This is a genomic window from Halobellus ruber (genome assembly GCF_014212355.1).
Lineage (GTDB): Archaea > Halobacteriota > Halobacteria > Halobacteriales > Haloferacaceae > Haloquadratum > Haloquadratum rubrum.
Genome location: NZ_JACKXD010000006.1, coordinates 143,783 through 168,046, shown reverse-complemented (window position 1 = coordinate 168,046; position 24,264 = coordinate 143,783). Strand labels below are relative to the sequence as shown.

Annotated in this window: 22 protein-coding genes and 1 tRNA gene; 14 read left to right on the top strand and 9 right to left on the bottom strand. The window is 64.8% G+C overall.

What is annotated here, in order from left to right; translation table 11 throughout:
- Positions 1 to 17: 17 nt before the first annotated feature.
- Positions 18 to 1,028, bottom strand: a complete 1,011-nt coding sequence (locus H5V44_RS15450; RefSeq protein WP_185194029.1) for a 2-hydroxyacid dehydrogenase — start codon at positions 1,026 to 1,028, stop codon at positions 18 to 20.
- A gap of 327 nt (positions 1,029 to 1,355) precedes the next feature.
- Entirely contained in the window at positions 1,356 to 2,126 is a 771-nt protein-coding gene (locus H5V44_RS15445; protein ID WP_185194028.1) for an IclR family transcriptional regulator, read from the bottom strand.
- 294 nt (positions 2,127 to 2,420) lie between these two features.
- Here H5V44_RS15445 and H5V44_RS15440 point away from each other — a divergent pair, with 294 nt between their 5' ends.
- Positions 2,421 to 3,896 carry an aldehyde dehydrogenase family protein gene (locus tag H5V44_RS15440; RefSeq protein ID WP_185194027.1) on the top strand — a complete coding sequence of 492 codons (1,476 nt, stop codon included), beginning with the start codon at positions 2,421 to 2,423 and terminating at the stop codon, positions 3,894 to 3,896.
- Positions 3,897 to 4,074: 178 nt separating this feature from the next.
- On the opposite strand, the gene H5V44_RS15435 is transcribed toward H5V44_RS15440, so the two are convergent.
- Complete coding sequence (locus H5V44_RS15435) at positions 4,075 to 5,178, bottom strand: zinc-dependent alcohol dehydrogenase (RefSeq protein ID WP_185194026.1); 1,104 nt, start codon at positions 5,176 to 5,178, stop codon at positions 4,075 to 4,077.
- Positions 5,179 to 5,337: 159 nt separating this feature from the next.
- Between H5V44_RS15435 and H5V44_RS15430 the strand changes: the two genes are divergently transcribed.
- Genes H5V44_RS15430 through H5V44_RS15420 form a run of 3 tightly spaced genes read left to right on the top strand, consistent with a single transcriptional unit; the run spans position 5,338 to position 8,458 of the window.
- Positions 5,338 to 6,633, top strand: coding sequence for a TRAP transporter substrate-binding protein (locus H5V44_RS15430; RefSeq protein WP_185194025.1), 1,296 nt, complete (start codon positions 5,338 to 5,340; stop codon positions 6,631 to 6,633).
- A gap of 23 nt (positions 6,634 to 6,656) precedes the next feature.
- Positions 6,657 to 7,175: a TRAP transporter small permease gene (locus tag H5V44_RS15425; protein ID WP_185194024.1), complete on the top strand. Its 519-nt coding sequence runs from the start codon at positions 6,657 to 6,659 to the stop codon at positions 7,173 to 7,175.
- Positions 7,172 to 8,458 (top strand): TRAP transporter large permease, encoded by a 1,287-nt coding sequence (locus tag H5V44_RS15420; protein ID WP_185194023.1) that lies wholly within the window; start codon positions 7,172 to 7,174, stop codon positions 8,456 to 8,458. The genes H5V44_RS15425 and H5V44_RS15420 overlap by 4 nt, the downstream gene beginning before the upstream one ends.
- Before the next feature lie 325 nt (positions 8,459 to 8,783).
- Here H5V44_RS15420 and H5V44_RS15415 read toward each other — a convergent pair whose 3' ends face one another.
- Entirely contained in the window at positions 8,784 to 9,959 is a 1,176-nt protein-coding gene (locus H5V44_RS15415; protein WP_185194022.1) for an enolase C-terminal domain-like protein, read from the bottom strand.
- Between the two features lie 425 nt (positions 9,960 to 10,384).
- Between H5V44_RS15415 and H5V44_RS15410 the strand changes: the two genes are divergently transcribed.
- The 7 genes from H5V44_RS15410 to H5V44_RS15380 all read left to right on the top strand — a co-directional run bounded on the left by H5V44_RS15410 (position 10,385) and on the right by H5V44_RS15380 (position 15,148).
- Complete coding sequence (locus tag H5V44_RS15410) at positions 10,385 to 11,353, top strand: phosphoadenosine phosphosulfate reductase family protein (protein ID WP_185194021.1); 969 nt, start codon at positions 10,385 to 10,387, stop codon at positions 11,351 to 11,353.
- A gap of 455 nt (positions 11,354 to 11,808) precedes the next feature.
- Positions 11,809 to 12,036 carry a DUF7344 domain-containing protein gene (locus tag H5V44_RS15405; RefSeq protein ID WP_185194020.1) on the top strand — a complete coding sequence of 76 codons (228 nt, stop codon included), beginning with the start codon at positions 11,809 to 11,811 and terminating at the stop codon, positions 12,034 to 12,036.
- Between the two features lie 262 nt (positions 12,037 to 12,298).
- A complete protein-coding gene (locus H5V44_RS15400; protein WP_185194019.1) occupies positions 12,299 to 13,435 on the top strand; it encodes a cobalamin-independent methionine synthase II family protein in 1,137 nt (378 codons plus the stop codon).
- Between the two features lie 58 nt (positions 13,436 to 13,493).
- Complete coding sequence (locus H5V44_RS15395) at positions 13,494 to 13,943, top strand: acyl-CoA thioesterase (RefSeq protein WP_185194018.1); 450 nt, start codon at positions 13,494 to 13,496, stop codon at positions 13,941 to 13,943.
- An 84-nt stretch (positions 13,944 to 14,027) separates the two neighbouring features.
- On the top strand, positions 14,028 to 14,522 hold the full coding sequence (locus tag H5V44_RS15390) for a ferritin-like domain-containing protein (protein ID WP_185194017.1): 495 nt from the start codon (positions 14,028 to 14,030) through the stop codon (positions 14,520 to 14,522).
- A gap of 31 nt (positions 14,523 to 14,553) precedes the next feature.
- Complete coding sequence (locus H5V44_RS15385) at positions 14,554 to 15,006, top strand: metal-dependent transcriptional regulator (protein ID WP_185194016.1); 453 nt, start codon at positions 14,554 to 14,556, stop codon at positions 15,004 to 15,006.
- A gap of 69 nt (positions 15,007 to 15,075) precedes the next feature.
- Positions 15,076 to 15,148, top strand: a tRNA-Gln gene (locus H5V44_RS15380).
- Positions 15,149 to 15,354: 206 nt separating this feature from the next.
- Here H5V44_RS15380 and H5V44_RS15375 read toward each other — a convergent pair.
- The 4 genes from H5V44_RS15375 to H5V44_RS15360 all read right to left on the bottom strand — a co-directional run bounded on the left by H5V44_RS15375 (position 15,355) and on the right by H5V44_RS15360 (position 19,214).
- A complete protein-coding gene (locus tag H5V44_RS15375; RefSeq protein ID WP_185194113.1) occupies positions 15,355 to 16,659 on the bottom strand; it encodes a M20/M25/M40 family metallo-hydrolase in 1,305 nt (434 codons plus the stop codon).
- Positions 16,656 to 17,153, bottom strand: a complete 498-nt coding sequence (locus H5V44_RS15370) for a dihydrofolate reductase (RefSeq protein WP_185194015.1) — start codon at positions 17,151 to 17,153, stop codon at positions 16,656 to 16,658. Before H5V44_RS15370 ends, H5V44_RS15375 begins: the two co-directional genes overlap by 4 nt.
- Positions 17,154 to 17,162: 9 nt before the next feature.
- Positions 17,163 to 17,435 (bottom strand): hypothetical protein, encoded by a 273-nt coding sequence (locus H5V44_RS15365; protein ID WP_185194014.1) that lies wholly within the window; start codon positions 17,433 to 17,435, stop codon positions 17,163 to 17,165.
- 72 nt (positions 17,436 to 17,507) lie between these two features.
- A complete protein-coding gene (locus tag H5V44_RS15360) occupies positions 17,508 to 19,214 on the bottom strand; it encodes a glutamate synthase-related protein (RefSeq protein ID WP_185194013.1) in 1,707 nt (568 codons plus the stop codon).
- A 421-nt stretch (positions 19,215 to 19,635) separates the two neighbouring features.
- Between H5V44_RS15360 and H5V44_RS15355 the strand changes: the two genes are divergently transcribed.
- From H5V44_RS15355 to H5V44_RS18020, 3 genes are all read left to right on the top strand, one after another.
- Complete coding sequence (locus H5V44_RS15355; RefSeq protein WP_246404034.1) at positions 19,636 to 20,016, top strand: hypothetical protein; 381 nt, start codon at positions 19,636 to 19,638, stop codon at positions 20,014 to 20,016.
- Positions 20,017 to 20,061: 45 nt separating this feature from the next.
- On the top strand, positions 20,062 to 20,487 hold the full coding sequence (locus H5V44_RS15350) for a hypothetical protein (RefSeq protein ID WP_185194011.1): 426 nt from the start codon (positions 20,062 to 20,064) through the stop codon (positions 20,485 to 20,487).
- A 107-nt stretch (positions 20,488 to 20,594) separates the two neighbouring features.
- On the top strand, positions 20,595 to 22,121 hold the full coding sequence (locus tag H5V44_RS18020; RefSeq protein WP_343067770.1) for a potassium channel family protein: 1,527 nt from the start codon (positions 20,595 to 20,597) through the stop codon (positions 22,119 to 22,121).
- 12 nt (positions 22,122 to 22,133) lie between these two features.
- Here H5V44_RS18020 and H5V44_RS15340 read toward each other — a convergent pair whose 3' ends face one another.
- Positions 22,134 to 24,116: a thiamine pyrophosphate-binding protein gene (locus H5V44_RS15340; protein WP_185194010.1), complete on the bottom strand. Its 1,983-nt coding sequence runs from the start codon at positions 24,114 to 24,116 to the stop codon at positions 22,134 to 22,136.
- Positions 24,117 to 24,264 lie beyond the last annotated feature (148 nt).

Here is a 24,264-nt window from a genome sequence, read left to right as displayed (position 1 = left end):
CTAAGAGGATCGAAACGTCACTTCAGCCCGGCATCGCGGAGCGCCGAGTGCGGAAGCTCCCGCCCCTCGATGCCCGCCTCGACGTTCGCCGCGGCCATCTCCGCCATCCGGTCTCTGGTCCCGACGCTGGCGCTTCCGACGTGCGGGGTGACCACCAGCCGCTCCGGGGCGTGCCGGAGGAGTGGGTGCTCGGCCGGCAGCGGTTCGGGATCGGTGACGTCGAGGCCCGCACGGCCGATCCACCCGCGTTCCAGCGCGGTGTCCAAGGCGTCGGTGTCGACGACCCCGCCGCGGCTGGTGTTGAGCAGGATCGCGTCGTCGTCCATCCGCCGGAGTTCCGCTTCGCCGATCCACTCCTCCGTTGCCTGGGTCAGCGGGACGTGCAGCGAGACGACGTCGCTGTCGACCAAGAGGCGATCCCGGTCGACGTAGGTGGCGTCGACGCCGACGTCTCCGAGTTCGGCCTCGCGGCCGGGCTTGCGGTTCGGGCCGGTGTACACCACGTCCATTCCGAACCCAGCGGTCCGGCGGGCGACCGCGGTTCCGATCTTCCCGAGCCCGACGATCCCGAGGGTGGATCCGTGGACGTCGGCGCCGGTCAAAAGCGTCGGCCCCCACACCTCCCACTCGCCGGCCTCGACGTACGCGTGGGCCTCGACGGTCCGGCGGGCACACGAAAGCAGCAGCGCCCACGTCAGGTCCGCGGTCGTCTCGGTGAGAACGCCGGGCGTGTGGCCGACGGCGATGCCCCGCTCGGCCGCTGCGGCGAGGTCAATGTGATCGTACCCCACGGAGAAGGTGCTGACAACCGAGAGGTCGGGTGAGGCATCGAGCACGTCGCCATCGACGTCGTCGGAGAGGAGACAGACGAGCCCGTCGGCATCGAGTTTCCGCAACCGGGCGCGAACCTCCGCCTGATCCGGCGGCAACTTCTCGGTGCGGACGACGACCTCGTACCGTTCCCGGAGGGTTTCGAGCCCGACTTCGGGAATCTCGCGCGTGACGTAGACGGTTGGCGTATGGGTCATTGTGGTCATCTCACCGCGGGTGGACATATCCCCTTCGGAGTCGGACCGACAGATTGTACTCGACACTCACGGTGACGAACAGGTCGGCGTCGCCGTAGACAGAACTTCACTTCGAGGGGGCCGAACAGCGCCTGCGAGCTGTGCGAACTTGAGGATACAGCAATTACAATAACGAGCGTACGTTTGTTATGCCAATAGTAATTCGGATCCGGATACCAATACGTGGCACAATACGAAGTCTGCGTTCGAATTAATAGAACGGCATATCCTACGCTGTCGGATCCGCGCTGGGGGTCCGGAGACGGTGGCACCCCGGAGGGCCGGCCGTCAGTAGGTGTGTCCGTGCTGGTGGTTGAGCTCGATCACGTTCCGTGCTCTGGAGAGAATGTCGGGCAAGTCCTCGTTGAACAGGCTGCCGTTGAGCCGTTTCGCCGGTCCCGCGACGCTGATCGCACCGAGGACATTACCCTCAGCGGTGGTGATCGGAACCCCCACTCCGTGGATCCCGTCGATCGACTCCTCGCGGTTGAACGCCACACCCTCCTCGCGGACATTCCGCAACGCGTCCTTCAGTTCCGCCCGCGACGTGATCGTCCGTTCGGCGGTCTCCGGCAGTCCGTGGCGGTCGATTATGTCGTCCACCCGTTCCTCATCGTACCGGGACAGCATCGCTTTGCCGAGCGCGCGGTTGTGTAAGCTCGCGGACCCGCCGATCGGAGCATCGATATCGAGGGCGTTGGAGCCGCCTCGTTTGTACAGATACACCCCCAGCCCGCGCTGTTCGACCGAGAGGATCGCCAACTCCCCGGTCTCGTCGGCCAACTTGTCGATCTCCTCCTTGGCCGCGTCGAACAGCGGTTCCCGGCGACGCGTCTCCAGACCCATCTTGAGAAAGGAGAGTCCGAGCCCGTACCGCGTCCCGTCTTTCGTGACGAATCCGTTCTGTCGGAGCGTACTGAGGTGGTAGTGGGCGGTGCTCTTGGCGATGTCGAGTGTCCCTGCTACCTCCGTCACACCCATCGGTCCCTCGCGGTCCAGCACCGAGATTATGTCTAAGAGCGTGGAGGGGTGTTCTTGCTCGGAACGCGTTGATTTCATACTCGGATACAGTAGGCAATCGATCATAAACATTCGGGTGATTCGAACGCGGAGGTGTCCGATGTGTCGAGGCCAACCACCCGGGTAACACGGCTATGTAGCACTACGAACGACGTGCCGAACTCGGAGGGTAGTTTCAATGTGACCAGTTCGTTCGAACTATCGAAATGTGTTATCAGTTGTCGGCCCGGTACCGCGGCTGGACGTCCATCAGCCACTGGCGGGAGGTTCCCGTCGAATTTTGAACGCTTCGCGCAAAGATTTAAATATCGCAACCTGTGATCAGTTTGGTGTATGTCACTGGAGCAGCTAGGTCAGCAGGACAAGGACATCCTTATCGACGGTGTGTGGAGCGGTGCGGAGGAACGGGCGGAGGTACGGCATCCGTACGAGGGGGCGGTCGTGGGATCGGTCCCGCTCGTCGGCGCGGACAGGGTGACAGAAGCCATCGAAGCAGCGGACGCGGCCGTCGACGCGTCGTCGCTTTCGGCCTACGACCGCTACGAGTTACTCACGGCGGCCGCCGATCGTGTCGAAGATCGGCTCGAGGAGATCGCCCAGATCGTCACAAGCGAGGAGGGAAAGCCGATCACGGAAGCGAGAAACGAGGTCGACAGGACCGCCCAGACGCTACGATTGTCGGCCGAGGAGGCCAAGCGGCAGTTCGGGGAGTACGTCCCGATGGATCCACAGAAGGGAATGGCGCGGGACCACTGTTTCACCCAGCGGGAACCGCTCGGGGTCGTCGCCGCCATCACGCCGTTCAACTTCCCGATCATGCTGATGGCGCACAAGGTCGGCCCGGCACTCGCGGCCGGAAACGCCGTTGTCGGGAAGCCAGCGACCGATACCCCGCTCTCGTCGATCGCGCTCTTCGAGTGTTTAGACGAGGCCGCAGCGGAGGTCGGAGCACCTGACGGGCTTATAAACGTCGTGACGGGCAGCGGCTCCACCGTGGGTGACGTCTTCCTCGATCACGACGCGGTCGAGGCGATATCCTTCACCGGCTCAACCGCTGTGGGGAAGTATCTCGCGGACAACAGCGGAATGAAGGAGATCACCCTCGAGCTCGGCGGGAACGACCCCACGATCGTCTGGCACGATACCGACCTCGAATCGGCCGCAGAGCAAGTCGTCGGCGGCGCCTGCTCAAACGGCGGCCAGGTGTGTAACAGCGTCGAGCGTGTGCTCGTTGAGGAAAGCATCGAAGACGAATTCATCGAGGAGGTCGTCGACGCGGCTGCCGACATCACGGTCGGGAATCCGCACAACGAGGACACTGACCTCGGAGCGATGGTCACCGATGACGAGTTCGAGAGCACCGTCGAGCTGTTTGAAGAGACGCTCGAGCAGGGTGCGAGAGTGGAGTACGGCGGGAACTACGGCGGTGACCTCGGTGATCGCGTCTTCGAGCCGACGGTGCTGTCGGACGTGACTCCGGATATGCCTGCTGCGACCGAGGAGGTGTTCGGACCGGTGATCCCCGTGATTCCGGTTGACAGCTTCGAGGAAGCCATCGAGGAAGCCAACAACACCAACTACGGTCTGGAGGCCGGGCTGTTCACGCAGGATATCGACCGCGCCAAACAGGCCGCCGACCGGATCGACGCCGGCGGTGTCAACATCAACACGGTTAGCGGGTTCCGGACGGATCACATGCCCTACGGCGGGTTCAAAGACAGCGGTAAAGGAAAGGAGGGTATCAAATACGCGACGAAACACTTCAGCCGGGAGAAGTTGGTCGGGTTCCATCCCGGAATAAACGAGTAAACCGAACCCGAGCCGTCGTCGTGGGTTCCACCACCGGCGACAGGAGGAGCGTTCACTGCCGACCCGCGTAGGCGAGGAGTCGTATCGTCGCGTTTGCAAGTCACTCGATCGCGCGACGGTGGACGATCGGATGCGACTCGATTGGAGACACTACTGTACTTCAGTGCCGTAAACCGTGTCAGAACCCGTGGGGATGGACCGTCGCCCGGTACGCCTCGCCGGATTCCTGCGCCTCGTATGCGTCCTCGGCGTTCTCGAAGGTCGTTTTGTAGTTGAAGAGTTTCCGGAACGGAACCTCGTCTTCGAGCTGGTCGATCAGTTCGATGGCGGACTCGAACTGGGTCGGCGGATACGCCAGGCTCCCGTAGATGTTCAGTTCCTTCTGGACGATCCGCGTCGGGTTGATTTCACACTCGCCGTTGTATGCGAAGTGGCCGGCTTCGACGTAGGTGCCGCCGTCGTGCGGGAGCTCCAGCCCTTGTTTGATCGCCTGGGGAACGCCGGCCGCCTCGATCACGACGTCGGGGCCGACGTTTCCGTTCGTGAGCTGCTTGACCGTCGTGACCAGTTCGTCGGAGTCGTGCTCGGTCAGGTCGATGAGATCGGTCGCGCCGAACTCCTCGGCCAGCTTCAGGCGTTCGTCTATGGCGTCGATCGCGATGATCTGTCCGGCGCCCGCGGCCTTCGCCGAACAGATTGCGAAGAGCCCCACGGGACCCGCACCCTGCACCGCGACGCTCCGGCCGATGCCGAACCCCTCGCGTATGTGCGGAATCCCCGGCTGCATCGAGCGCTCGAAGGCGTGCATCCCGACCGACAGCGGTTCGATCAGCGCGCCCAGTTCCACGTCCATCCCGTCGGGGAGGCGGTAGTACGCGGCCTTCGGCGGCAACACGACGTGTTGACTCATCCCGCCGGCGTACTGCTCGTCGACGTTGTCGAAGCCGAACCTGTCGGGATCCTTGCTCAGCCGGGGCCGACCGGGCATATTCCGGGCGTACCAGTCGTCGCTCCCGCCGGGCATCGCCGGAACAACCGCCAAGTTGTCGCCCTCCTCGATTTCGGCGCCCTTCGAGTCTTCCTCGACGTTTTCTCCGACGTTCCTTATCGTCCCCGCGAACTCGTGTCCTGGAACGACGGGGAACTCGAGATCCATTCCGCCGTTGTACATATGTACGTCGGTCCCACAGATTCCGGAGAGTTCGACGCGGAGAAGGACGTCGTCCGGACCCGGATCCGGAATTTCAATCTCCCGTCGTTCCACTCTCCCAGGTTCATTCATTACTATTGCGGTAGTCTGCATCACAGTTCCTCTCCAGAACACTGTTATATAAATCTTTTTGCAGACGCCCCGACGGGGCGGCTATATATCAGTAATCCGGTATATTTATATTTATCATTTTCCACTATATTTATTAATGAGTAACATAGTTCAGAGTGTATGTCACGTGATAGTGGCGTATCCAGGCGAAAGCTACTCAAGACTGCCGGAACAGCAAGCGCCGTTGGAGTCGGGTTGGCCGGCTGTTCAAGCGGTGGCAGTGGCGGTGGAGGATCGACTGAAGAAAGCGGCGGCGAGGAGGAAATGACGAGCGGCGGCGACACCGACAGTAACTCGGGTGGGTCGGAGCCGGAGCTTCAGTTGACGATCGGTGGTGTGATGTCCCCGCCGGGAAGCGCGTGGAACGGGGAACAGCCGTCCGGCCACTGGGAGTTCGAAAAGCGGGTTGAAGAACGGACCGACGGCCGCATCCAGGTTGACAACGTCGCCGAGGGAGAGCTCTGTGGCGAACTGACCTGTCCGGAGAAGGTCTCGCAGGGAACTGTCGAGATCGGGAGCGCCTCGATCGGGAACTCCACGAAGTTCTACCCGATGAACGACATCTGGATGCTCCCGTTCACGTTCCCGAGCCCACAGTCGCTCGGGTACGTCCACCAGAAGGCCGAGACGTGGGAGCAGTGGTGGGTCCCGTTCGCACAGGAGTTCGGCGTCGTCCCGCTGTGGATGCACGCGCCCACGCTCCGGTCGATCAACATCGGTCTGGACAGGTCGGACAGCAAGGACTCCGCCCACAGAGCACCAGCCGATGTCGAAGGGATGGACTGCCGGCGGACCGGGAGCCAGGTGTCCGGGATCGCCCTCAGCGAGTGGGGTATGAACCCGGTTTCGGTCTCCTGGGCCGACAGCCTGCAGGGGCTTCGCACCGGCGTCGTCGGCGGGATGGAGGCGGCAATCTCGCCGGTGTGCGCGTACGGCGGGAACATGGCCGACTCGCTGGGCGAGAGCGTCCACAACCGGTGGACGATCCACAACGACGTGAAGTGGGCCAGCGTGGAGTGGCTCAAGAGCCTCTCCGAGGAGAACCGGACCATCATCGCCGAGGAATCCCGGACGCTGTACCGGGACCTCGTCCGCAGGAACCGCCAAATCCATCAAGAGGTCCTCGGCACCTACACCGACGATCCGCCGGAGGAGGCGGCCATCGTCGAGCACGACCTCCAAGTGAACTACATCGAGGGCGACGAACAACAGCAGTGGGCGGATATGGTCACGTACGACCAGAACCCCGATCTGTATACTGACGTGATCGAGAGCGCCGACCAGATCGGCGTCGACGGGGAGGCGTTCCACGAGTATCTCCACGACTCCGCGCGGGAGTCGGCCGTTCCTGACGGCTTCTACGGCGACAGTTACACCATCGACGCGTGGTGGGACGATTATCTTCAAGAGATGTGAACCCGTCACTCTGAGTTGAATCTATGAATACTACTATTCTCAGGAAGTTAGAGCGCAACTTCGAGGGGTACATTGGAACGAGTATGCTGTTCGCGTACACCGGTCTTATCGGTTATACGATACTTTCGCGATCAGCACCGTGGGATCCACCGACGTACACGCTAACGGTGACGCTGTATCTCTTCACGTGGATGACGTGGCTAGCCGCAGGCTGGGCGATCCGTCACGACTCCCATTTCCGGTTTACGCTACTGCGAGAGAACCTCTCGCCGCAGGCCAACTACCTGCTTCGGTATATCGATCTCGTCGGGTGGGTCTTTTTCGCCACCATCGTTGCCTGGTACATCTTCGAGACGCTCCAGCGACGGCTCGAATCGGGGCGGGAGATATTGGGGACGCCGATCCCGCTGTGGACGGCCTATCTGGCTGTCTTCGTCGGAATGATCCTCATCATCGTCAGGGCGCTACAAAAGGCGATACTGGTTCGGCGGCAGTACAAGAACGACGAGGACATCACCCCAACGTCGAAGGTTGATATATGATCCTCCAACTGCTCTCGACGGGGGAGATCCTCATTCTCGCGACCGTCGTATGTGTGATACTGTTCCTGATCGGACTGCCGATCTACCTCGTGTTCGGCTTCTGGGGGCTGATCTACCACGCCACCTCGGAGAGCTTCCCGATCAGCAACATCGCACTTGAACACTACGACGTGCTACAGACCTTCCCGTTCACCGCGATCCCGTTGTTCATCCTCGTCGGAGATCTGATATACGAGTCCGGGATCGCGGCGGAAGTCGTCGATTTCACCAAGGAGACGATCGGATGGTGGCCGGGGTCGACCGGCAACACTGCGATCGGAACGGCATCGATATTCTCGGCGATCACCGGATCCAACGCCGCGACGACGGCGTCAGTCGGGAACGCGTTATACCCGCAGATGCAAAACGAGGGGTACAAGGACACCTACGCCGCAGGAACGATCGCCGCCGGTGGCGTGCTCGGGGCCATCATCCCGCCAAGCATCCTGCTGATAATCTACGGGGTCGCGTTCGGCGTCTCTATCATCGACCTGTTCAAAGCCGGGATCGCGCCAGGCATCGGTATGCTGATCGTCCTCGTCGGGATCAACACCTACTATTCGAAGAAGGAAGACTACGGTTCCCAAACGACTCCCGGGATCAACCCCCTCAAGATAATCAAAGCGGGGTGGCGTGCGAAGATCGGGATCGGGACGATCGTCATCCTCCTCGGGGGGATCTTCGCGGGAATCTTCACCCCCACCGAGTCCGCCGCCGTGGCGGTCATCTACATTCTCGCTCTATCCGTCGGGACGGGTCGGATCTCGTCGTTCGAGGAGATCCTGCGCGCCTCGTTCTCGTCGCTCCTGTTGCTCGGGGTCATCATCCCGATGGTCGTCACCTCGGTGTTGATCCAACAGAGCATGTCGAACCTGGGGCTCCAGACGACGATCGCCAACGCGGTCATCGGGCTCCAAAACGAGTTCCTGATCCTCCTTGCGATCCTCGCCATCATCTGGATCGCCGGAACCGTGATGGACGCGACACCGAACCTGCTCCTCACGGCACCGATGCTGGCCCCGGCGGCAGCCGAGATCGGGTGGGGGCCCATCGTCTGGGGGATGATATTTATGATGGGCGATTCCGTGGGGTTCATCACCCCACCGTACGGGCTGAACCTGTACATCATCAGCGGGATCGCGGAGATCGACTACATCAGGGTCGCCCGGGCGGTCGTCCCGTATCTGCTGGGGCTGGTCGCCGTCTGGATCGGATACGCCGTGATACACCTGTATGTTATATAGTGATTACTCTCATACGGGTCGTTGTAACAACGTACCAGTCATCGCCGACCCGTGCGGGCGATGACCGGTAATTGACTACACCGGTCCGCATCACTATAGTAGCGTTTGCAACTGGTTGCACATCCGATCGCACGACGGTGTGCGATCGAGTGAGCGAAGACTGCCAAACGCTACGATATTTCCCGCCGAGCGCCATCCCCGTTGACGGCGCTCAGCGGTAAGAAACGGGAGTAGTCGTTGTACGACAGTATCATTTTCCCCAATCACCGCATCGGAACGCGGGGATCGGTCACCGCTCGGGGGCGTTCGAGCGCGACCGGCGGCGTCAGTTGTACACCCTCGAACCCACCTGGTTCTCCCTGACGTACTCCCAGTCGTAGTCGACTCCCAGTCCCGGCCCGTCGGGGACGCCGACGGTTCCGTCCGAATCGATCGTGTCGATTCGGTCGGTGTACCCGCCCTGGTACACCGGCGACTCCGTGTGTGGCAGCGGGGAGTCCGGATGAACCAATCCGAGTTCGTAGTAGTTCGAGTTGCGGGTCGCTGCCATACAGTGGCGCTGGGCCGGCCCGGCGAGGTGGTACTCCACGTCGAGTCCGTGGCCCTCGGCGGCACGGGCGATCTTCATCGCGCCGGTGATTCCGCCGTCCCAGTCGGGGTCGGCCCGGGCGAAGTCGGTCGCCCCGGCGTCGAGGAAGTCCACGGTGGGTTCCAACCCCCGCACGAGTTCGGTCTGCAACAGCGGCGTGTCGATCCGCTCCCCGAGCCGCTTGTGGGCGTGTTGGGACTGTCCGCCGTCTTTGAGCGGATCCTCGTACCAGAAGTAGTCGTACTCGTCGCACGCCCGCCCGACCGTGACCGCGTCGGCGAACGTCTCGTAGGAACACACCGGGTCGTGCATCAGCCGCATCCGGTCGCCGACGCGCTCGCCGACCGCGCGGATCAACTCGACCTCCTCTCGGATGTCGGACCGCCCCTCCCCGGTCCAGGTGTGGGTTTTGAACGCCGGGTAGCCGTGATCCAGACACGTCTCCGCGAAGTCCGCGAACGCCTCCGGGGAGTCGAACCCGCGCTCCCGTTCGGCGAAGTACGTCGACGCGTACGCGGGCAGTCGTTCCCGGTAGGTCCCGAGCAGTTCGTGGACCGGCGCGCCGTAGTGCTTGCCGGCGAGGTCCCACAGCGCGATGTCGATCGGCCCCAACCCCATCTGGTCGTACTTTCGGAGGATGCCCCGCAACGCGTCCCAGTGTTTCTCCCGTTTCAGTGGGTCGCGACCCAGTAAGTACTCCCCACAGAGGTCGATTTGTGCCAACCCGACGCCCGTCGCGCCGATATACTCCCCGCGGAGTCCCGTGTCCGTGGTGATCCGAACGCCGTGGGCGGTGCGTTCGTACGTTTCACCCGGGGAGTACACTAGCTTTCCCGCAGTCGGGTCCCGCTTGGCGTCGTCGACAGGGTACGTAAACGATACAGTCTCGATTTCGGCGATCTTCGGACACATTGGTACAGTCGACGGCCGGTCGGTCTGCGGTCGGATCCCCCGCGGCAGGAGGCTCCCTACACCGGTCGGTGCGGCCGTGCCGTCACGACAGCCGCAACGCGACACCGACGTATATATTTTATTCGGAGCGGACTGTGATACGGACATCGAGATCACGCCACGACGACCCGCAGATGTATCGTTGAGGCCAGTGAATGTATAAGAAGAACATACGTATTGATTGAATAAAATTGATAGAGATGTAATATTTTATTTCGTTCCAGAACGATTTTCTGACTTTCAGATGTTTTTACAGTACTTTACTAATTTCATAACTCTTATACCATATTCGAATGTTATTTCCACTGTTATTTCTTGCCGGCCGGCGGCGGGACCGTGTCGATTACAAAAAGACTTTATCGGATCTAATTATATGTAATTATACGATGCCAGACTTCCCCGACTACCTCGACGTCGACTACACCGACGGCGAAGGCGAGACGCCCGCGGACTATCCCACGATCGAGGACAAGATCGAGAAGGCCATCGAGGTCACGAAGCGCGGCCTCGAAGGGTACCGCAACCCCGCGGTGATGTGGACCGGCGGCAAGGATTCGACGCTCACGCTGTACTTCATCAAGGAGGTCGCAGAACGGTACGACCTCGAGGTCCCGCCGGCGGTGTTCATCGACCACTTCCAGCATTTCGACGAGATCCACGACTTCGTCGACCGGTGGGCCGAGGCGTGGGACTTAGACGTCGTCTACGCCCGCAACGAGGACGTCGGCGCCTACGTCGACGACCACGACCTCGAACCCGGCGACGACATTCCCGTGTCGGCGCTCTCGGAGCACAACCAGCACCACGTCCGGGAGCTGCTGGAGTACGACGAGGACACCTTCCCGTTCCTGCTCGACACCTACGTGGGCAACCACCTGCTGAAGACCGTCGCGCTGAACGACGCCCTCGAGTCCCACGACATCGACGGCGTCATCTCCGGCGTGCGCTGGGACGAACAGGAGGCCCGCGCCGACGAGACGTTCTTCTCGCCGCGGCACGACCCCGACATCTACCCGCCCCACGACCGCATCCAGCCCATCCTCCAGTTCGACGAGGCCGCCGTCTGGGAGGCGTTTTGGAACTTCGTGGTGCCGGACACCGTCGAAGGCTTCCCCGAGGAGGGATACGTGCCCGAGAGCGCCGACGACCTCCCGAACGGGCTCACGATGGCCGACGTCCCCATCTCGCCGAAGTACTTCGCGGGCTTCCGGTCGCTCGGCAGCGAGGTCTCGACCGACAAGACCACCGACGAACCGGCGTGGCTCCAGGATGTGGAGAACACCACGGAGCGCGCGGGCCGCGCCCAGGACAAGGAGGACCTGATGGAGCGGCTTCGCGACCTCGGGTATATGTGACTCGGGACGCACGTCGGACAGGGGGATATGTGGCCGCTCGGCAGGCCGGATAGCCCTACGGATCCGTTGCGATCGGTCGGTACACGTACCCCGTAGGAAACAACCCGTCAGTTGTGACGGGAAGGAAAGAGAGGTTCGGCGCCCGAGTGGGGTTTCCGGTCTGCCGGAGCCGAGTCGCTCGCTCGCGGATGTGGTTGGACTGCAGGCATATCGGACAGAGCCAACGAGCTGTTGGCACGGTGTCGGGCGATTAGCTGCCCCGCGTCTTACTTCTGTCTCACTGAGATCCTTATACATAGGCAGCATATGACGGTGTATGTCACACGAGGGGAACAAGTCGCCTGACGCGTCCGCGGGGTCGTCAACCGGCGAAGTGGGTGAGATCCTGTTGCGACCGGGTATTCGAGAGTCCGGGGACCCGTCCCCGCCGCCTGGTTGTTCTCGCACTGAAACGGGTGAGTGTCGAAACGGAAGCCGGCGTGATGGTCCGGGGAGGAGACGAGACGGCGTCGGCCGAGATCGACCTATACCACTGCCACCTGCCGAAACTGGCCGAAGCGGAGTACGTCGAATGGGATCCCGGCACCGGCGAGATCTCCGCGGGACCACGCTTCGACGAGGTCGAACCGCTGCTCGAGTTCACCGAACGCCACGCCGACGAACTTCCTCCCGGCTGGCCGTGAGGCGTCCTCTCGTAGCGACGAGTGTAGAGGGATAACTCAGGGCTTGAGCGGCGCAGGACCGGGAGTGAGGCCCGGAGGGAAGCGAACTGCCGAGTGCATCCTGTCTACCGCAACGGGCGGTCCGGCGAGGCTTTCAGTACCGAGTCACGATCGACGCCAGTCTCTCCCGGCCGGACTGTGGCTGTCACTGTACCGGCGCGTCGACGGCCGCGGCGACATCCGTCCGCCACCCCTTTGTGAGCCCGCTGCCAGGTAGCGAGCGATGACAGCGCCACGGATCCGGACTACTCACGTCGGAAGCCTTCCCCGGTCGGAGCGGCTGCGAGGGTTACTGACCGATCCGGAGGGACGCGAGGAGTCGGCCTTCGAGGACGCAGTCGCCGAGTCGGTCCGGGAGGTCGTCCGCCGGCAGGCCGAGGCCGGGATCGATGTCGCGAACGACGGCGAACAGAGCCGGATCGCCTACTCCGTCGACGTCACGAACCGGCTGTCGGGGTTCGGCGAGGGGACCGTCGAGCGGGCCTGGCCCGCCGACCTCGACGACTACCCGGAGTACGCCCGGGAGCTTCTGGGTGACACCGAGAACATCGGCGGGCCGGTAGCGACGGGGCCGATCGAGTACGTCGGCGAGGACGCCCTCCGGCGCGACCTCGCCCGGTTCGACGACGCTACGGCGACCGAGGGCGTCGACTTCCCCGCGCGGTTTCACACCGCCCCGTCGCCGGGCGCAGTCCTCCGGTTCACCGAGACCGAGTACCACGACTCCCCCGAAGCGTACGTCTTCGACCTCGCGGAGGCACTCGAAACCGAGTACGAACTCATCGCCGAGACGGGCGCGATCCTCCAGATCGACGCCCCGGACCTGCTCGCGGGCTTCACGCTCACCTACAAGGACGACTCGGTCGACGAGTTCCGCGAACGGGTGGAGACGCACGTCGAGGCGTTGAACCGGGCGGTCTCGGGAATCCCCGACGAGCAGATCCGCCTACACGGGTGCTGGGGGAACTACCAGGGGCCGCACCACTGCGACGTCGCCCTCGAGGACGTGCTCCCACAGTTCTACGAGGCCGACGTTGGAGGACTGGTCGTCGAGGGTGCGAACCCCCGCCACCAGCACGAGTTCCGGACCTTCGCCGAGTTTCCGCTCCCGGACGGGTGGCGGCTGATCCCGGGCGTGATCGACGTGAAGACGAACGTGGTCGAACACCCCGAGGTCGTCGCCGACCGGATCGAGCGGTTCGCCGACGCGGTCGGCGACCCCGGCCGGATCGTCGCGGGCGCGGACTGCGGCTTCGAGACCGTCGTCGAGGGCGCAAACGCCGTGCATCCCGACATCGCCTGGAAGAAGCTCGAAGCCCTCGTCGCGGGCGCCGAGTTGGCGTCGGAACGGCTGGCCTGAGAGCGGTCGTCGGAGCGTCGGCGCGTAGTGTTTTGTTTCCGGCCCTCCACCACGCGGTATGGCGACGATCAGCGAGACGTTCATCGAGAACCGCGAACGGATCCAGCCCAACGACACCAACAACTACGGCAGCGCCCACGGCGGCAACATTATGCGGTGGATGGACGAGGTCGGCGCGATGTCGGCGATGCGGCACGCGGGCGAGACCTGCGTGACCGCCTACGTCAACAACCTGGATTTCAAGCGCCCGGTCCCGCAGGGCGATACCTGCGTCATCACGAGCTACGTCTACGCGACGGGGCGGACCAGCCTCCGCGTCCGGCTCCAGGCGTTCCACGAGGCGCCGCGGACCGGCGACCGCGAGCAGACCACCGACTCGTACTTCGTGTTCGTCGCCGTCGACGAGGACGGTGACCCGACGCCGGTATCGGACATCACCGTCGGGTCCGAGCGGTGCGAGGAGCTCCGGCAGGAGGCCCTGGCCGGGGAGAAGCGCCGGGAACCGTGAGGCCGCAGGGGAATCGCTTAAGTCCGACAGTCTCCCAGAAGTCAGTATGAATGGAGCATCGTCCGCAACTCGGGTGGTGCGGGCGTGAGCGTCGGCCACCAGGTGGATTCCGACCACCAGCTCGCCCGTCTCCTCCAGATCGGGATCGTCTTAGAGGAGGTGGTCGAGGCCCGGTCGTACCACCACTACCAGTCGCTCGACGACGAGCCGCCGCTCGACCAGGAGATCGAAGCGCTGCTCGAACACGCCGCCGAGGAGTCGGCGGAACACCGCGAGCGCCTGGAGGACCTGATCGACCAGCTCGACGCCGAGAGCGTGCCGTTCGAGCAGATCGAGGCGCTCGTGGAGGCCCAGTACGGCTCGACAGAGCCGGAGGACTTCGACGACATCCTCTACGACCAGCTGTGTAACGAGGAGACGGCGTACAAGTTCTACGACGACCTCGTCGGCGCGCTCCGGGCCTCGGAGGCGTCGTTCAGCATCGACCGCGACCGCCTCATCGACATCCTCGTCGGGATCCGCGAGGAGGAAGCCCAGGGCGTCGAGGAGGTTACCGAACTGATGAACACCCGGCAATGAGACGAGACACGACGCACCACGGAGGGACACGATGAACACGGCCGATCAGTACGTCAAGGCGATCTACCTGCTCCAACAGATGGAGGACGGCCCGGCGTCGACCGGCGCGCTCGCCGATCGGCTGGACGTCAGCCCTGCGAGCGCGAACGAGATGATCGGGAAGCTCGAATCGCGGGGGCTCGCGGAACACGAGAAGTACAAGGGCGTCACCCTCACCGACGAGGGGATCGTCCGCGCCCGCGACGCCCTCCAGACGTACTGCATCATCGAGCGGTTCCTCGCGAACGTCCTGTCGGTCGACGAGTTCCGCGCGGAGGCCCGGGAACTCGAACCCGTGATCGACGACTTGGTGGCCGAGCGCCTGGACACGATCATCGATCGCAACCCCGAGTGCCCGGACTGTTTCGACCCGGAGACCGACGCGTGTTGCCACCTCGACGTCGTCGCCGAACAGGTCGAACCCGGCGAACAGCGGGCGGACTGAGCCGGATCCAACGGGCGTTCGGCGGCGACCCGATGGGTTTTCAAAGATCCCGGCGTGAGTCATCTATGGAGTCCCGTGGTGTAGCGGCCAATCATGTGGGCCTTTGGAGCCTACGACGGCGGTTCGAATCCGCCCGGGACTACTTTCTGCGAGCGTCAGCGAGCAGTGGTAGCCGTAACGCGGATTCGACACCCAGAAGGCGAGAGGATTCGAGCCTTCGCGGTTCGAATCCGCCCGGGACTACCCCGTCCGAACAGTCGAAACAGGGATTCGACGCCCAGCGGACGAGCGGAGCGACTCCGTTTGTCGTGCCAGCGATCAGAGTAACGGCCCCTCCGATAGCCGAGGTCATCGATCAGTGCTCGTGAGTTGAGCGTAGCAGACCGGGAGCGTGCCGTAGCTGACGGCGTTCCGAACCAGGGCCTCGGCCGTCGTGTATTCGTCAGTGCCGTGTGCCGTCTGAGTGCCGAAGCCGAACTCGACCGTTGGAATCCCCCCGTGCCGAAGCACCTTGGCGTCGCCGCCGCCGGTCGCACTCCGTCGATAGACCCGTTCGTCGACGACGTGTTCGGCTGCCCGTGCACCCGCTTCGACGATCGGACTCCCGAGCGGTTCGTACGATCCGCGGGTCCACGAGACATCCGTGAGCTCGATTCCGTCAAGTCCGGTCAAACAGTTCCGGATCCCGCCGAGTGCCTCCCCGGTATCGACCCCGGCAGTCAGTCGGATGTCGACTCTCGCACACGCCGAGGCCGGTACCGTATTGATCGCCGTTCCGCCCTCGATGATGCCGAGATTGATCGTGGGATACCGGTACAGCCTGCGGGTCGCCTCGGCCCCGGCCTCGGGCTCGTAGAAGCCGACGGACTCCTCGATGATCCCGTCCATCGAAGCGTCGATCGACAGCTCTCGGCCGCCGAAATCGCGTCGCAGCTGGTCGATCGCGTCGGTCAGTCGATCGATGGCGTTCTCCCCGATCATCGGCCGTGAGCCGTGGGCAGCGGTCCCGGTCGCCTCCAGCGTCAGCCAGATGTTTCCACGGTCGGCCACCGAGACGGAGTACCGGCCGTTCCGTGCGGTGGTCTCGCCCACGACGCAGGCGTCGGGGTCGAACTCGGACGTCTCCAACAGCGTCGTCAGCCCGGCGTCGCCGCCGGTCTCCTCGTCGCTCACGAACGCGAACAGCAGATCGAGGGGCGGCTCGGTTCCGGTGGTCGCATACGCCACCGCGACCTGGACCATCGCGGCGACCGGTCCCTTCATATCGGTCGTCCCGCGGCCGTAGAACAGGTCGCCGTCGCCCTCCGTGTCCGGGTCGGCGTCGGCGGCGGCAACCCGTTCGCCAAGCGGGTCGTACGACCAATCGCGGGGGTCGAACGGGACGGTGTCGACGTGACCGTTGAAACACAGCGTCCGGTCGCCGGCGCCTTCGACCGTGGCCAAGAGGTTCGGCTTCTCGGGGTCGACCGCGAACCGCTCGACGTCGATTCCCGGCCGGTCCAGCGTCGACTCCAGCCACGCGACCGACTCGGCGGTGCTTCCCGGCGGGTTCTGCGTGTCGAACCCGACCAGCGCCTCCACGAAGTCGAACAGTTCCCCGCGGTTATCGGCGAGGTAGTCGGCGACCGCCGGCGGGAGTGTGTCGGTGTTCATCTCGGGGTAGCCGCTCCCGTCCGCTCCCATACTTCGAGCGTGAATCGGTCGTACGCCTCGGCATCGACCAGGTCCCACTCGTCGGCGTCCCACTCGGGAAAGTACGCATCGCCCTCGTACTCGCCGTGGACCCGGCTCAACACCATCCGGTCGACCACGGGCTGAAACAGGTCGTAGATGGCGCCGCCGCCGATCACGTACGCCCGATCAGCCCCCAGCGACTCCGCGACCGCGATCGCATCGTCGACCCCGGCGGCGTGGTGCGCCGTCGCGACATCGAAGCCGGGGGCCGACCGGCTCAACACGATCTGTGCGCTGCCGGGGAGGTCATCGAGCATCGACTCGAAGGTGACTCGCCCTGAGATGACGGGATCGTCGGCGATCCGCTCGCGGTACTGGCGTCGGTCGGCGGGAATCGACGGCCACGGCAGTTCCCCGTCGCGCCCGATCACACCGTTGTCCGCCACCGCCGCGACGCTGATCAGTTCGACCATCGGTGCCACCTACTCACAGTCCAGTTCACAGTCGTACGTGCGGCTGTAGATCCAATACCCGTCCGGCGTCGGGGCCGTTGGCGAGGCGTGATCCATCGAGAGCTTCGGGTCGTTGGCCCGGTCCAGCGTCTCGACGAAGTACCACGCCCCGTCGGGTTCGGAGACGTTGACCCGGTACTGCCACACGTGGACCCACTCGGCGGTGACGTACACTGCGAACGACTCGGGAATGACGTCGCCGCGGTCCGGCTTCGGCTCGGGATGAGCGGTCTCTGTCGCCATACGGGAGGATAGGTACCCTACCACATAGGTCCTACCGCTGATCGCGGGCCGCCCCGCACGCCGGCGAAAGTTTTATAATTGGTCCCCGTCGCCGACGCCGGCGTACGCCACGCCGGTCAGCTCCGCGACCTCCTTCTTCCAGGTGGTCAGATCCCGGCGCTCGAACCCCGAGAGGCTGTCGTGGCCGCACGCCCGGGCCATCACCTTCATCAGCTTCACCGTCGCCTCGAAGTAGTTTTGCAGCCCCTCTGCCGCGGAGTCGATCACGATCCGGCTTCTGAGATCTTCCTGCTGGGTCGCGATCCCGACGGGGCAGTTGTTGGAGTCGCACGCCCGCATCCCCAGACACCCGATGGCCTGCATCGCGGCGTTCGCAACCGCTACGCCGTCGGCACCCAGCGCCAGCGCCTTGACGAAGTCCGACTCCGTCCGGAGTCCGCCGGTCGCGATCAGCGTCACGTCCGATCGCTCGCGGGCGTCCAAGTGCCGGCGGGCGCGGGCCAGCGCCGCCATCGTGGGCACGGAGATGTTGTCTTTGAACACGTCAGGCGCCGCGCCCGTTCCGCCGCCGCGGCCGTCGAGGATGAGGTAGTCCGCGCCGGCTTCGAGAGCGAAGTCGATGTCGTCTTCGACGTGCTGGGCTGAGAGTTTGAACCCGATCGGGATGCCGCCGCCCACCTCCCGGACCCGGTCAGCGAGCGCAGCGAAATCGTCGGGCGTCTCCAGGTCCTCGAACCGCGCGGGGCTGACCGCGTCGGTGCCGGGTTCGAGGTCCCGGACCTCCGCGATCCGACCCTGGACCTTCTCGCCGGGGAGGTGGCCGCCCGTCCCGGTCTTCGCGCCCTGGCCGGCCTTGAAGTGGAACGCCTGGACCTTCCGAACCTTCTCGATGTCCCACCCGAACTTCCCGGTGGCGTACTCGTAGAAATAGCGGGAGTTCGACTCTCGTTCCTCGGGGAGCATCCCGCCTTCTCCGGAACAGACCCCCGTCCCGGCCAGCTCCGCGCCCGTCGAGATTGCTATTTTGGCCTCCTCGCTCAGCGCCCCGAAGCTCATATCGCTCACGAAGATCGGGATCTCAAGTTCGAGGGGGTTCTCGGCGTTCGGACCGATCACGAGTTCGGCGTCGACCGGCGCCTCGTCGTCGAGGGGGGTGCGGGCGAGCTGGGCGGTCAGGATCTGGAGGTCCTCCCAGGAGGGGAGTTCGGTGTGGGGGACGCCCATCGCCGACACGCTGCCGTGTTCGCCGATTCCCTCCGGTCCCTTCCGTGCGAGCGTCTGGATGTAGTGGGAGTGTGGTTCGGCGTCGTCCTCGTACTCGCCGTAGAACGTCGGGTCGACAGCGCCGTCCTCGACGGCGTCGGTGGCGGCCTGCATCGCCCCGTCGACCGCCTCAGCGTCGTCGGGGTCGGCGTAGGGCTGGGGGTTGTCCTCGGCCCACGCCGCCACCTCCGCGCTGTCGACGTAGACAGCGTCCTCCGAATCGTCGACCCAGGCGGTGAACGTCTCCAGGACCTCGGAGTTGTCGTACTCGCTGATCCCGGTGTCGACCCGGTAGTCCCACCCGTGGACCCCGCAGATGAGGTTGTGGCCGTCGACGTGGCCGTCGCCGAGCAGCACCCCCCGGTGGAGACACCGGCCGTACAGCACCGACACCTCGCCGTCGTACCTGACGACCACCAGGTCGACGCCTTCGACCCGGGCGTGTCGGGGCTCGCGGTCCGGGAGGTCGCTCCACGTTGCGACCCGTTCGGGGGTTTCGCCGTCAGTCCGGCTCATCGGCACCCCCGTGCGTGTGTGCGGTCCGTGCTCGACTCCCGTGTTTGGTCCGTCCGTCGCGGCCGATACCGCCGTCCGGAGATCGTGTCTTCATCCTGTCGGCCATAGTCGCGTGACGGATTTCGACACCCGGGGGCGTGGAAAACCTTCACGTAGTTATAACCGACAGTATCAGTCGTCGCTGATCCGCTGTTCGCTTGTCGTCGGACGTGATCAGGGTATCCGCCGCACTGACGCGTGGCTCCGGGCCGGCTGGTGCCGTGCAGTGAGGTCGGATGCGAGAACTGTCTCCCCATACGAGCGGGGTATAGCCGCGGGTATAGAACCCCCACGCGACCGTGTAACCCGCTCCCACGCCCGATGTGGTGATTTATACTACACTCCCGTCTGTGGAGGTATGGCGTCGGAATACCCGAGTCGTATGCCGCTGGAACAGATCGAATCGACCGTCGGGTCGATCAAGAAGATGCTACTGGCGGGGGCGGTCTTCGCCGCCGTCGGCTACCTGTTGGTCGGCGCGGCGATCTTCTTCGAGCTGACCGCGTTCCATCCGCTGTTGGAGAGCTACTTCACGCAGTTCCCGAACACCAGTCTCGCAGGCGGGAGCGGCGGGACGCGCGGCGCGGCCGTCAACGGCGCCTTGGCCGCGATCCACAAGTGGCCCTCGACGCTACTGTGGCTCAAACTCGGCGGCGTCGCCCACATCCTCGTGGGGATCTTCCTCGCCTTGGCGGGGATCGTCCGCGCGCTGAGCATTATGCCCCACCGGCTGGGCTACGAGATGGAGCGCGCCCAGGAGTAATTCGACACCGCCGTACCGAGCGATACGCGCCCGCAGCCATCCCGAATGTTGTCCGAACACACACCGACCATCGACCCCAGCCACGCCGGCGGAGCCGCGCTCGTCGTCGGCTTCCTGGTCGTGATCGGCGCGATGTACGCCCGGGACCCCGCGACGGCGGTCGACGCCGCAACGTCGGGCGTCGGGGCGACTGTGTACTTCCTCATCCTCCCGGCGCTCGGCCTGGCAGCCGGGGTCTACGCGTACGCCGGCGGCCCCTACAGCGGGGTTCCGCTGTTCTGCCTCGGGAGCTATCTCGGGGTGTTCGGAGTGGGGCTGGCGTTCGGAACCCTGGTCGCCACGTCGACATCGGTCCGCCTGCTCGTCGGCGGCGTTGCGCTCGTCGGTCTCGCCGTGGTCGCGATCGTCGCCAGCCTGCTTCGGCTCTTCGGATCGGTGGGAGTCTCCCTCCCCGGAATCTCCACGGAGTGACCCCTCAGCGCCGGCTCCGACGGCCCACGCGAACACCCAGATATGAGACACACCCACGATCGTCCCATACGAATGGATCAACCAGCGCGTGGAGGTGGCTGGCGACGGTGACCGGCTGTGATCACCGGTACGAAGCAGCGGGCGACGAGCGGACGTGTCCACGCCCCGCCGTCGACGGCCACGAGAAGTGCGTGTTCCACCTCCACCCCGAGGACCGGACGGCAGCCGACGTGACTGGGGCGGACCTCCGTGCGGCGGTCGTCGCCGACCTCGACGCCGACGATCCCGCCAGGCGGGACTACGTCGACGTCCACCTCCCGGAACTCGACCTCTCGGCGCTGGTCGTCGACGGCGACGACGTGGGTCACCTCACCTTTCGGGATGTCACCGTCGATGGCACCCTCGACCTCACTGGCGCGGTCGTGCGACACCCGATCGCGATCGAGGACGCGGAGATCGGCCGGCTGGTGGCCGACCGTGCGTCCTTCGAGATGGAGGTCACGGTTGAAGAGAGCGTGATCGGAAAATCGGCGGGCGGGACTGCCCTCCGAGCCCACCGGGGATCGTTCGACCGGAGCTTCCAGATCGCCGCCACTCGGTTCGAGGGCCGGGTCGACCTCGCCGCCGGCCGGGTCGTCGGGTGGCTGAGCTTCGACGACACGACGGTCGTTGGCGGGGCTCACTTCCCGAACCTCGCGGTCGGAACCGCACAGTTCGTGTCGACCACCTTCGAGTCGGGGGCGGAGTTCGCCGGCACAACGGCCGACCTCGTGACGTTCCAAGACGTAGCGGTCAGCGAGGACGCACCCCTCGAACTCGCGGAGGGTCGGTTCGAGGAACTCCGGGTCCGCCCGGCCGGCGACCTCCGGTGCCGGCTGGCCGAGGCGACCGTTTCGGCCGGGCGTCTGGACCAGCCCGATGAGGGGGTCGCGGCCTACGACCTCACGGACGCCACCGTAGGCGACGTCGACATCGACTGCGATGCCGACTCCTTCGACCGGTACCGGTTCTACCGCACCGGGTTCGACGACTTTCCCTTCGCGTCGTACCACACAGTGCTTCGCGACAACCGGTGGCACATCCACGAGTACGTCCACGAACCCGAGCAGCCAGTTACCGTCGAGGGGCTGGAGCAGACCTACTTGGAGGCGAAACAGGGGGCCGCGGACGTCGGCGACAGCGAAACCGGATCGATGTTCTTCGTGCGGGAGCTCCGATACCGACGCCGGCGCTATGCGGCACACGCCCGGGCGGCGACGCACTCGACGTCCCACCGCGTTGACGCCGCCGCCCGCTGGGTAACGAACGGTTTCCTGGATCTGATCGCTGGCTACGGCGAGCGACCACAACGGACGGCGTTTCTGGCGCTCGCGGTCATTCTGGGGTGTGCGGCGGCGTTCCCCGCGACCGAGGGGCTCGTCGCCGGCGATGAGGTCGTGACCTACGCGAGCCACGGGGTCGCGGCCGTCGTCGATAGCCTGTATTTCAGTATCGTGACCTTCGCGACGCTCGGGCTCGGCGACGTCCACCCGATCGGAACCCTCGGACGGTTCATTGCCGCCTTCGAGGGGCTTGTGGGAGCGTTCCTGACGGCCGTCTTCGTGTTCTCGCTGGGGCGGCGCGTGACGCGGTAACTGTTCATCGGCTCACACCGGATCCGAATCGGTCAGGATCTCCACGAGTGCCGGACCCTCGTGGGAGATCGCGTCGGAGAGGGCGTCGTCGAGGGCCGCATCGTCCTCGACTCGGACGCCGTAGCCGCCGCAGTTCTCCGCGAACGCCGCGAAGTCGGGGTTGACGAGGTCCGTCTGCCAGACGTCCCACCCGCCGGTGCGCTGTTCCTTGCTGATCTTCCCGAGTTCGTCGTCGTTGAGCAACACGTGCGTGAGGTCCATATCGTACTTGACCGCGGTTGTGAACTCGGAGGCGTACTGGCCGAACCCGCCGTCGCTGGAGATCGATACTACTGGTCGGCCTGCGAACGGCGACTCGGGTTCCCGTGTCGCTGCCCACGCCCCCAGCGCCGCGGGGAACGAAAACCCGATCGACCCGAGATACCCCGACATCAACACCGACTGGCCCTCGGGCTCGAAGTACCGCCCGAAGGCGTAGGTGTTGTTCCCCACGTCGACCGGGATGATGGCGTCGTCGGGGATCAGCCGGGTCATCGCCTCGAACGCGGTGGCGTAGTTGATCCCGCGTTCGGGTGCCTGCGCCCGGCGGGTGGCCTTCTCCTCCCGCCAGATCTCCCATCGCTCCTCGAGTTCGGCCCGCTGGCTCTCCGCTTCGACGTCGTCGGCGAGCCGATCGTGGAGTTCCGAGACGGTGACCCCGATCTCTCCCCACACGGGCACGTCGACGCTGTGGAACTTCCCCAGCGTCATCGCGTCGTAGTCGACGTGGATAATCGGCTTGTACTCCGCGATCCCGGTGTGGTTCGAGAAGCTGGCGCCGAACACGGCCAACAGATCCGACTCGTTCATGAAGTGGCTCGCGATCGGCGTCCCGCTTCGGCCGAGCACCCCGGCCGCCAGCGGGTGGGAGTCGGCGATCTGCCCCTTGGCTTTGAACGTGGTGAGGATCGGGCAGTCGAACCGCTCTGCGAGGTCGACGATCCCGTCCATCTCGAAGCGGGCGCCGTGGCCGACGACGATCACGGGGCGTTCTGCGGTTTCGAGTAGTTCGACCGCGTCCGCCAGCGCGTCCTCCGGCGGGGTGATGTCGCGGTCGGTGATCCGACCCTCGGGGTCGCCGGGGGCGACGCCTTCGGCCGATCGGGTCTGGATCTCGTCGGGGAAGATGAGGTGGGACACTCCCCGTTCGAGGATCGCGGTTTTCGCCGCGCGGGTGGCGAGTTCAGCGTGCTGGCTGTCCGGGAGGACAGTCGCCTCGAATTCGGCAACGTCGCCGTATGCGGCTTCGAGATCGACTTCCTGGAAGTTGCCCGTGCCCAGCACCTGCGATTCGACCTGCCCGGTGAGCGCGATGGTTGGCGAGCGGTCGACGTTGGCGTCCCACAGCCCGGTGAGCATATTCGTCGCGCCGGGGCCGGCGATGGAGAAACACGCGGCGGGACGGCCGGTCAGCTTCCCGTAAGCTGAAGCCGCGAACGCCCCCGCGCCCTCGTGGCGGACGCCGTAGTACGTGAGGTTCCCGGCCTCGGCCTCGCGCCGGAGGGCGTCCGCCAGCCCCAGGTTGGAGTGGCCGACGATCCCCCACACCTGGCGGACGCCCCAGTTGACCAGCGTCTCGGCGATCACGTCGGAGACAGTTCGTTCGTGGGGATCTTCCCGGGGGAACCCGACGTAGATGCCGTCTTCGCGCTCCTCGACCGGGAACGTCTCCACGCAGTCGTCGTGGGGGCCCGGCGTCTCGCCGGTCAGCGGATCGAAATCCCACCCGTGCCACGGGCACCGGAGTTGCCCGGTCTCGATCGATCCCTCGCCGAGCGGGCCACCCTGGTGGGGGCAGTTGTTGTCGAGGGCGGCGTACTCGCCGTCGTAGCGGGTGACCGCGACGGTGGTATCGCCGCAGCTCACCGCCGTGACCCGTCCCTCGGGGAGGTCGCCGTGGTCGAGTGCCTTGTACCACTCCAGCTCCCCGCCGCCCGGGGACGAGTCCGTGCTCATACCGACCGTCTGTGTCACCCACCGACAAGAATCCCGACCCGACGTTCAGGTCGCCACCACCTCCGCGGAAGATTTATACAAGCTGCAAGGCGAAAACCCACCCCTTCAGGGGTGGGATGAAGCCGACAACTGTGAATCAGACCACGCT

Coding starts and splice junctions, on each gene's coding strand:
- H5V44_RS15450 (WP_185194029.1), bottom strand. CDS start 1,028: ATGACCCATACGCCAACCGTCTACGTCACGCGCGAGATTCCCGAAGTC.
- H5V44_RS15445 (WP_185194028.1), bottom strand. CDS start 2,126: ATGAAATCAACGCGTTCCGAGCAAGAACACCCCTCCACGCTCTTAGAC.
- H5V44_RS15440 (WP_185194027.1), top strand. CDS start 2,421: ATGTCACTGGAGCAGCTAGGTCAGCAGGACAAGGACATCCTTATCGAC.
- H5V44_RS15435 (WP_185194026.1), bottom strand. CDS start 5,178: ATGAATGAACCTGGGAGAGTGGAACGACGGGAGATTGAAATTCCGGAT.
- H5V44_RS15430 (WP_185194025.1), top strand. CDS start 5,338: ATGTCACGTGATAGTGGCGTATCCAGGCGAAAGCTACTCAAGACTGCC.
- H5V44_RS15425 (WP_185194024.1), top strand. CDS start 6,657: ATGAATACTACTATTCTCAGGAAGTTAGAGCGCAACTTCGAGGGGTAC.
- H5V44_RS15420 (WP_185194023.1), top strand. CDS start 7,172: ATGATCCTCCAACTGCTCTCGACGGGGGAGATCCTCATTCTCGCGACC.
- H5V44_RS15415 (WP_185194022.1), bottom strand. CDS start 9,959: ATGTGTCCGAAGATCGCCGAAATCGAGACTGTATCGTTTACGTACCCT.
- H5V44_RS15410 (WP_185194021.1), top strand. CDS start 10,385: ATGCCAGACTTCCCCGACTACCTCGACGTCGACTACACCGACGGCGAA.
- H5V44_RS15400 (WP_185194019.1), top strand. CDS start 12,299: ATGACAGCGCCACGGATCCGGACTACTCACGTCGGAAGCCTTCCCCGG.
- H5V44_RS15395 (WP_185194018.1), top strand. CDS start 13,494: ATGGCGACGATCAGCGAGACGTTCATCGAGAACCGCGAACGGATCCAG.
- H5V44_RS15385 (WP_185194016.1), top strand. CDS start 14,554: ATGAACACGGCCGATCAGTACGTCAAGGCGATCTACCTGCTCCAACAG.
- H5V44_RS15375 (WP_185194113.1), bottom strand. CDS start 16,659: ATGAACACCGACACACTCCCGCCGGCGGTCGCCGACTACCTCGCCGAT.
- H5V44_RS15370 (WP_185194015.1), bottom strand. CDS start 17,153: ATGGTCGAACTGATCAGCGTCGCGGCGGTGGCGGACAACGGTGTGATC.
- H5V44_RS15365 (WP_185194014.1), bottom strand. CDS start 17,435: ATGGCGACAGAGACCGCTCATCCCGAGCCGAAGCCGGACCGCGGCGAC.
- H5V44_RS15360 (WP_185194013.1), bottom strand. CDS start 19,214: ATGAGCCGGACTGACGGCGAAACCCCCGAACGGGTCGCAACGTGGAGC.
- H5V44_RS15355 (WP_246404034.1), top strand. CDS start 19,636: ATGCCGCTGGAACAGATCGAATCGACCGTCGGGTCGATCAAGAAGATG.
- H5V44_RS15350 (WP_185194011.1), top strand. CDS start 20,062: ATGTTGTCCGAACACACACCGACCATCGACCCCAGCCACGCCGGCGGA.
- H5V44_RS15340 (WP_185194010.1), bottom strand. CDS start 24,116: ATGAGCACGGACTCGTCCCCGGGCGGCGGGGAGCTGGAGTGGTACAAG.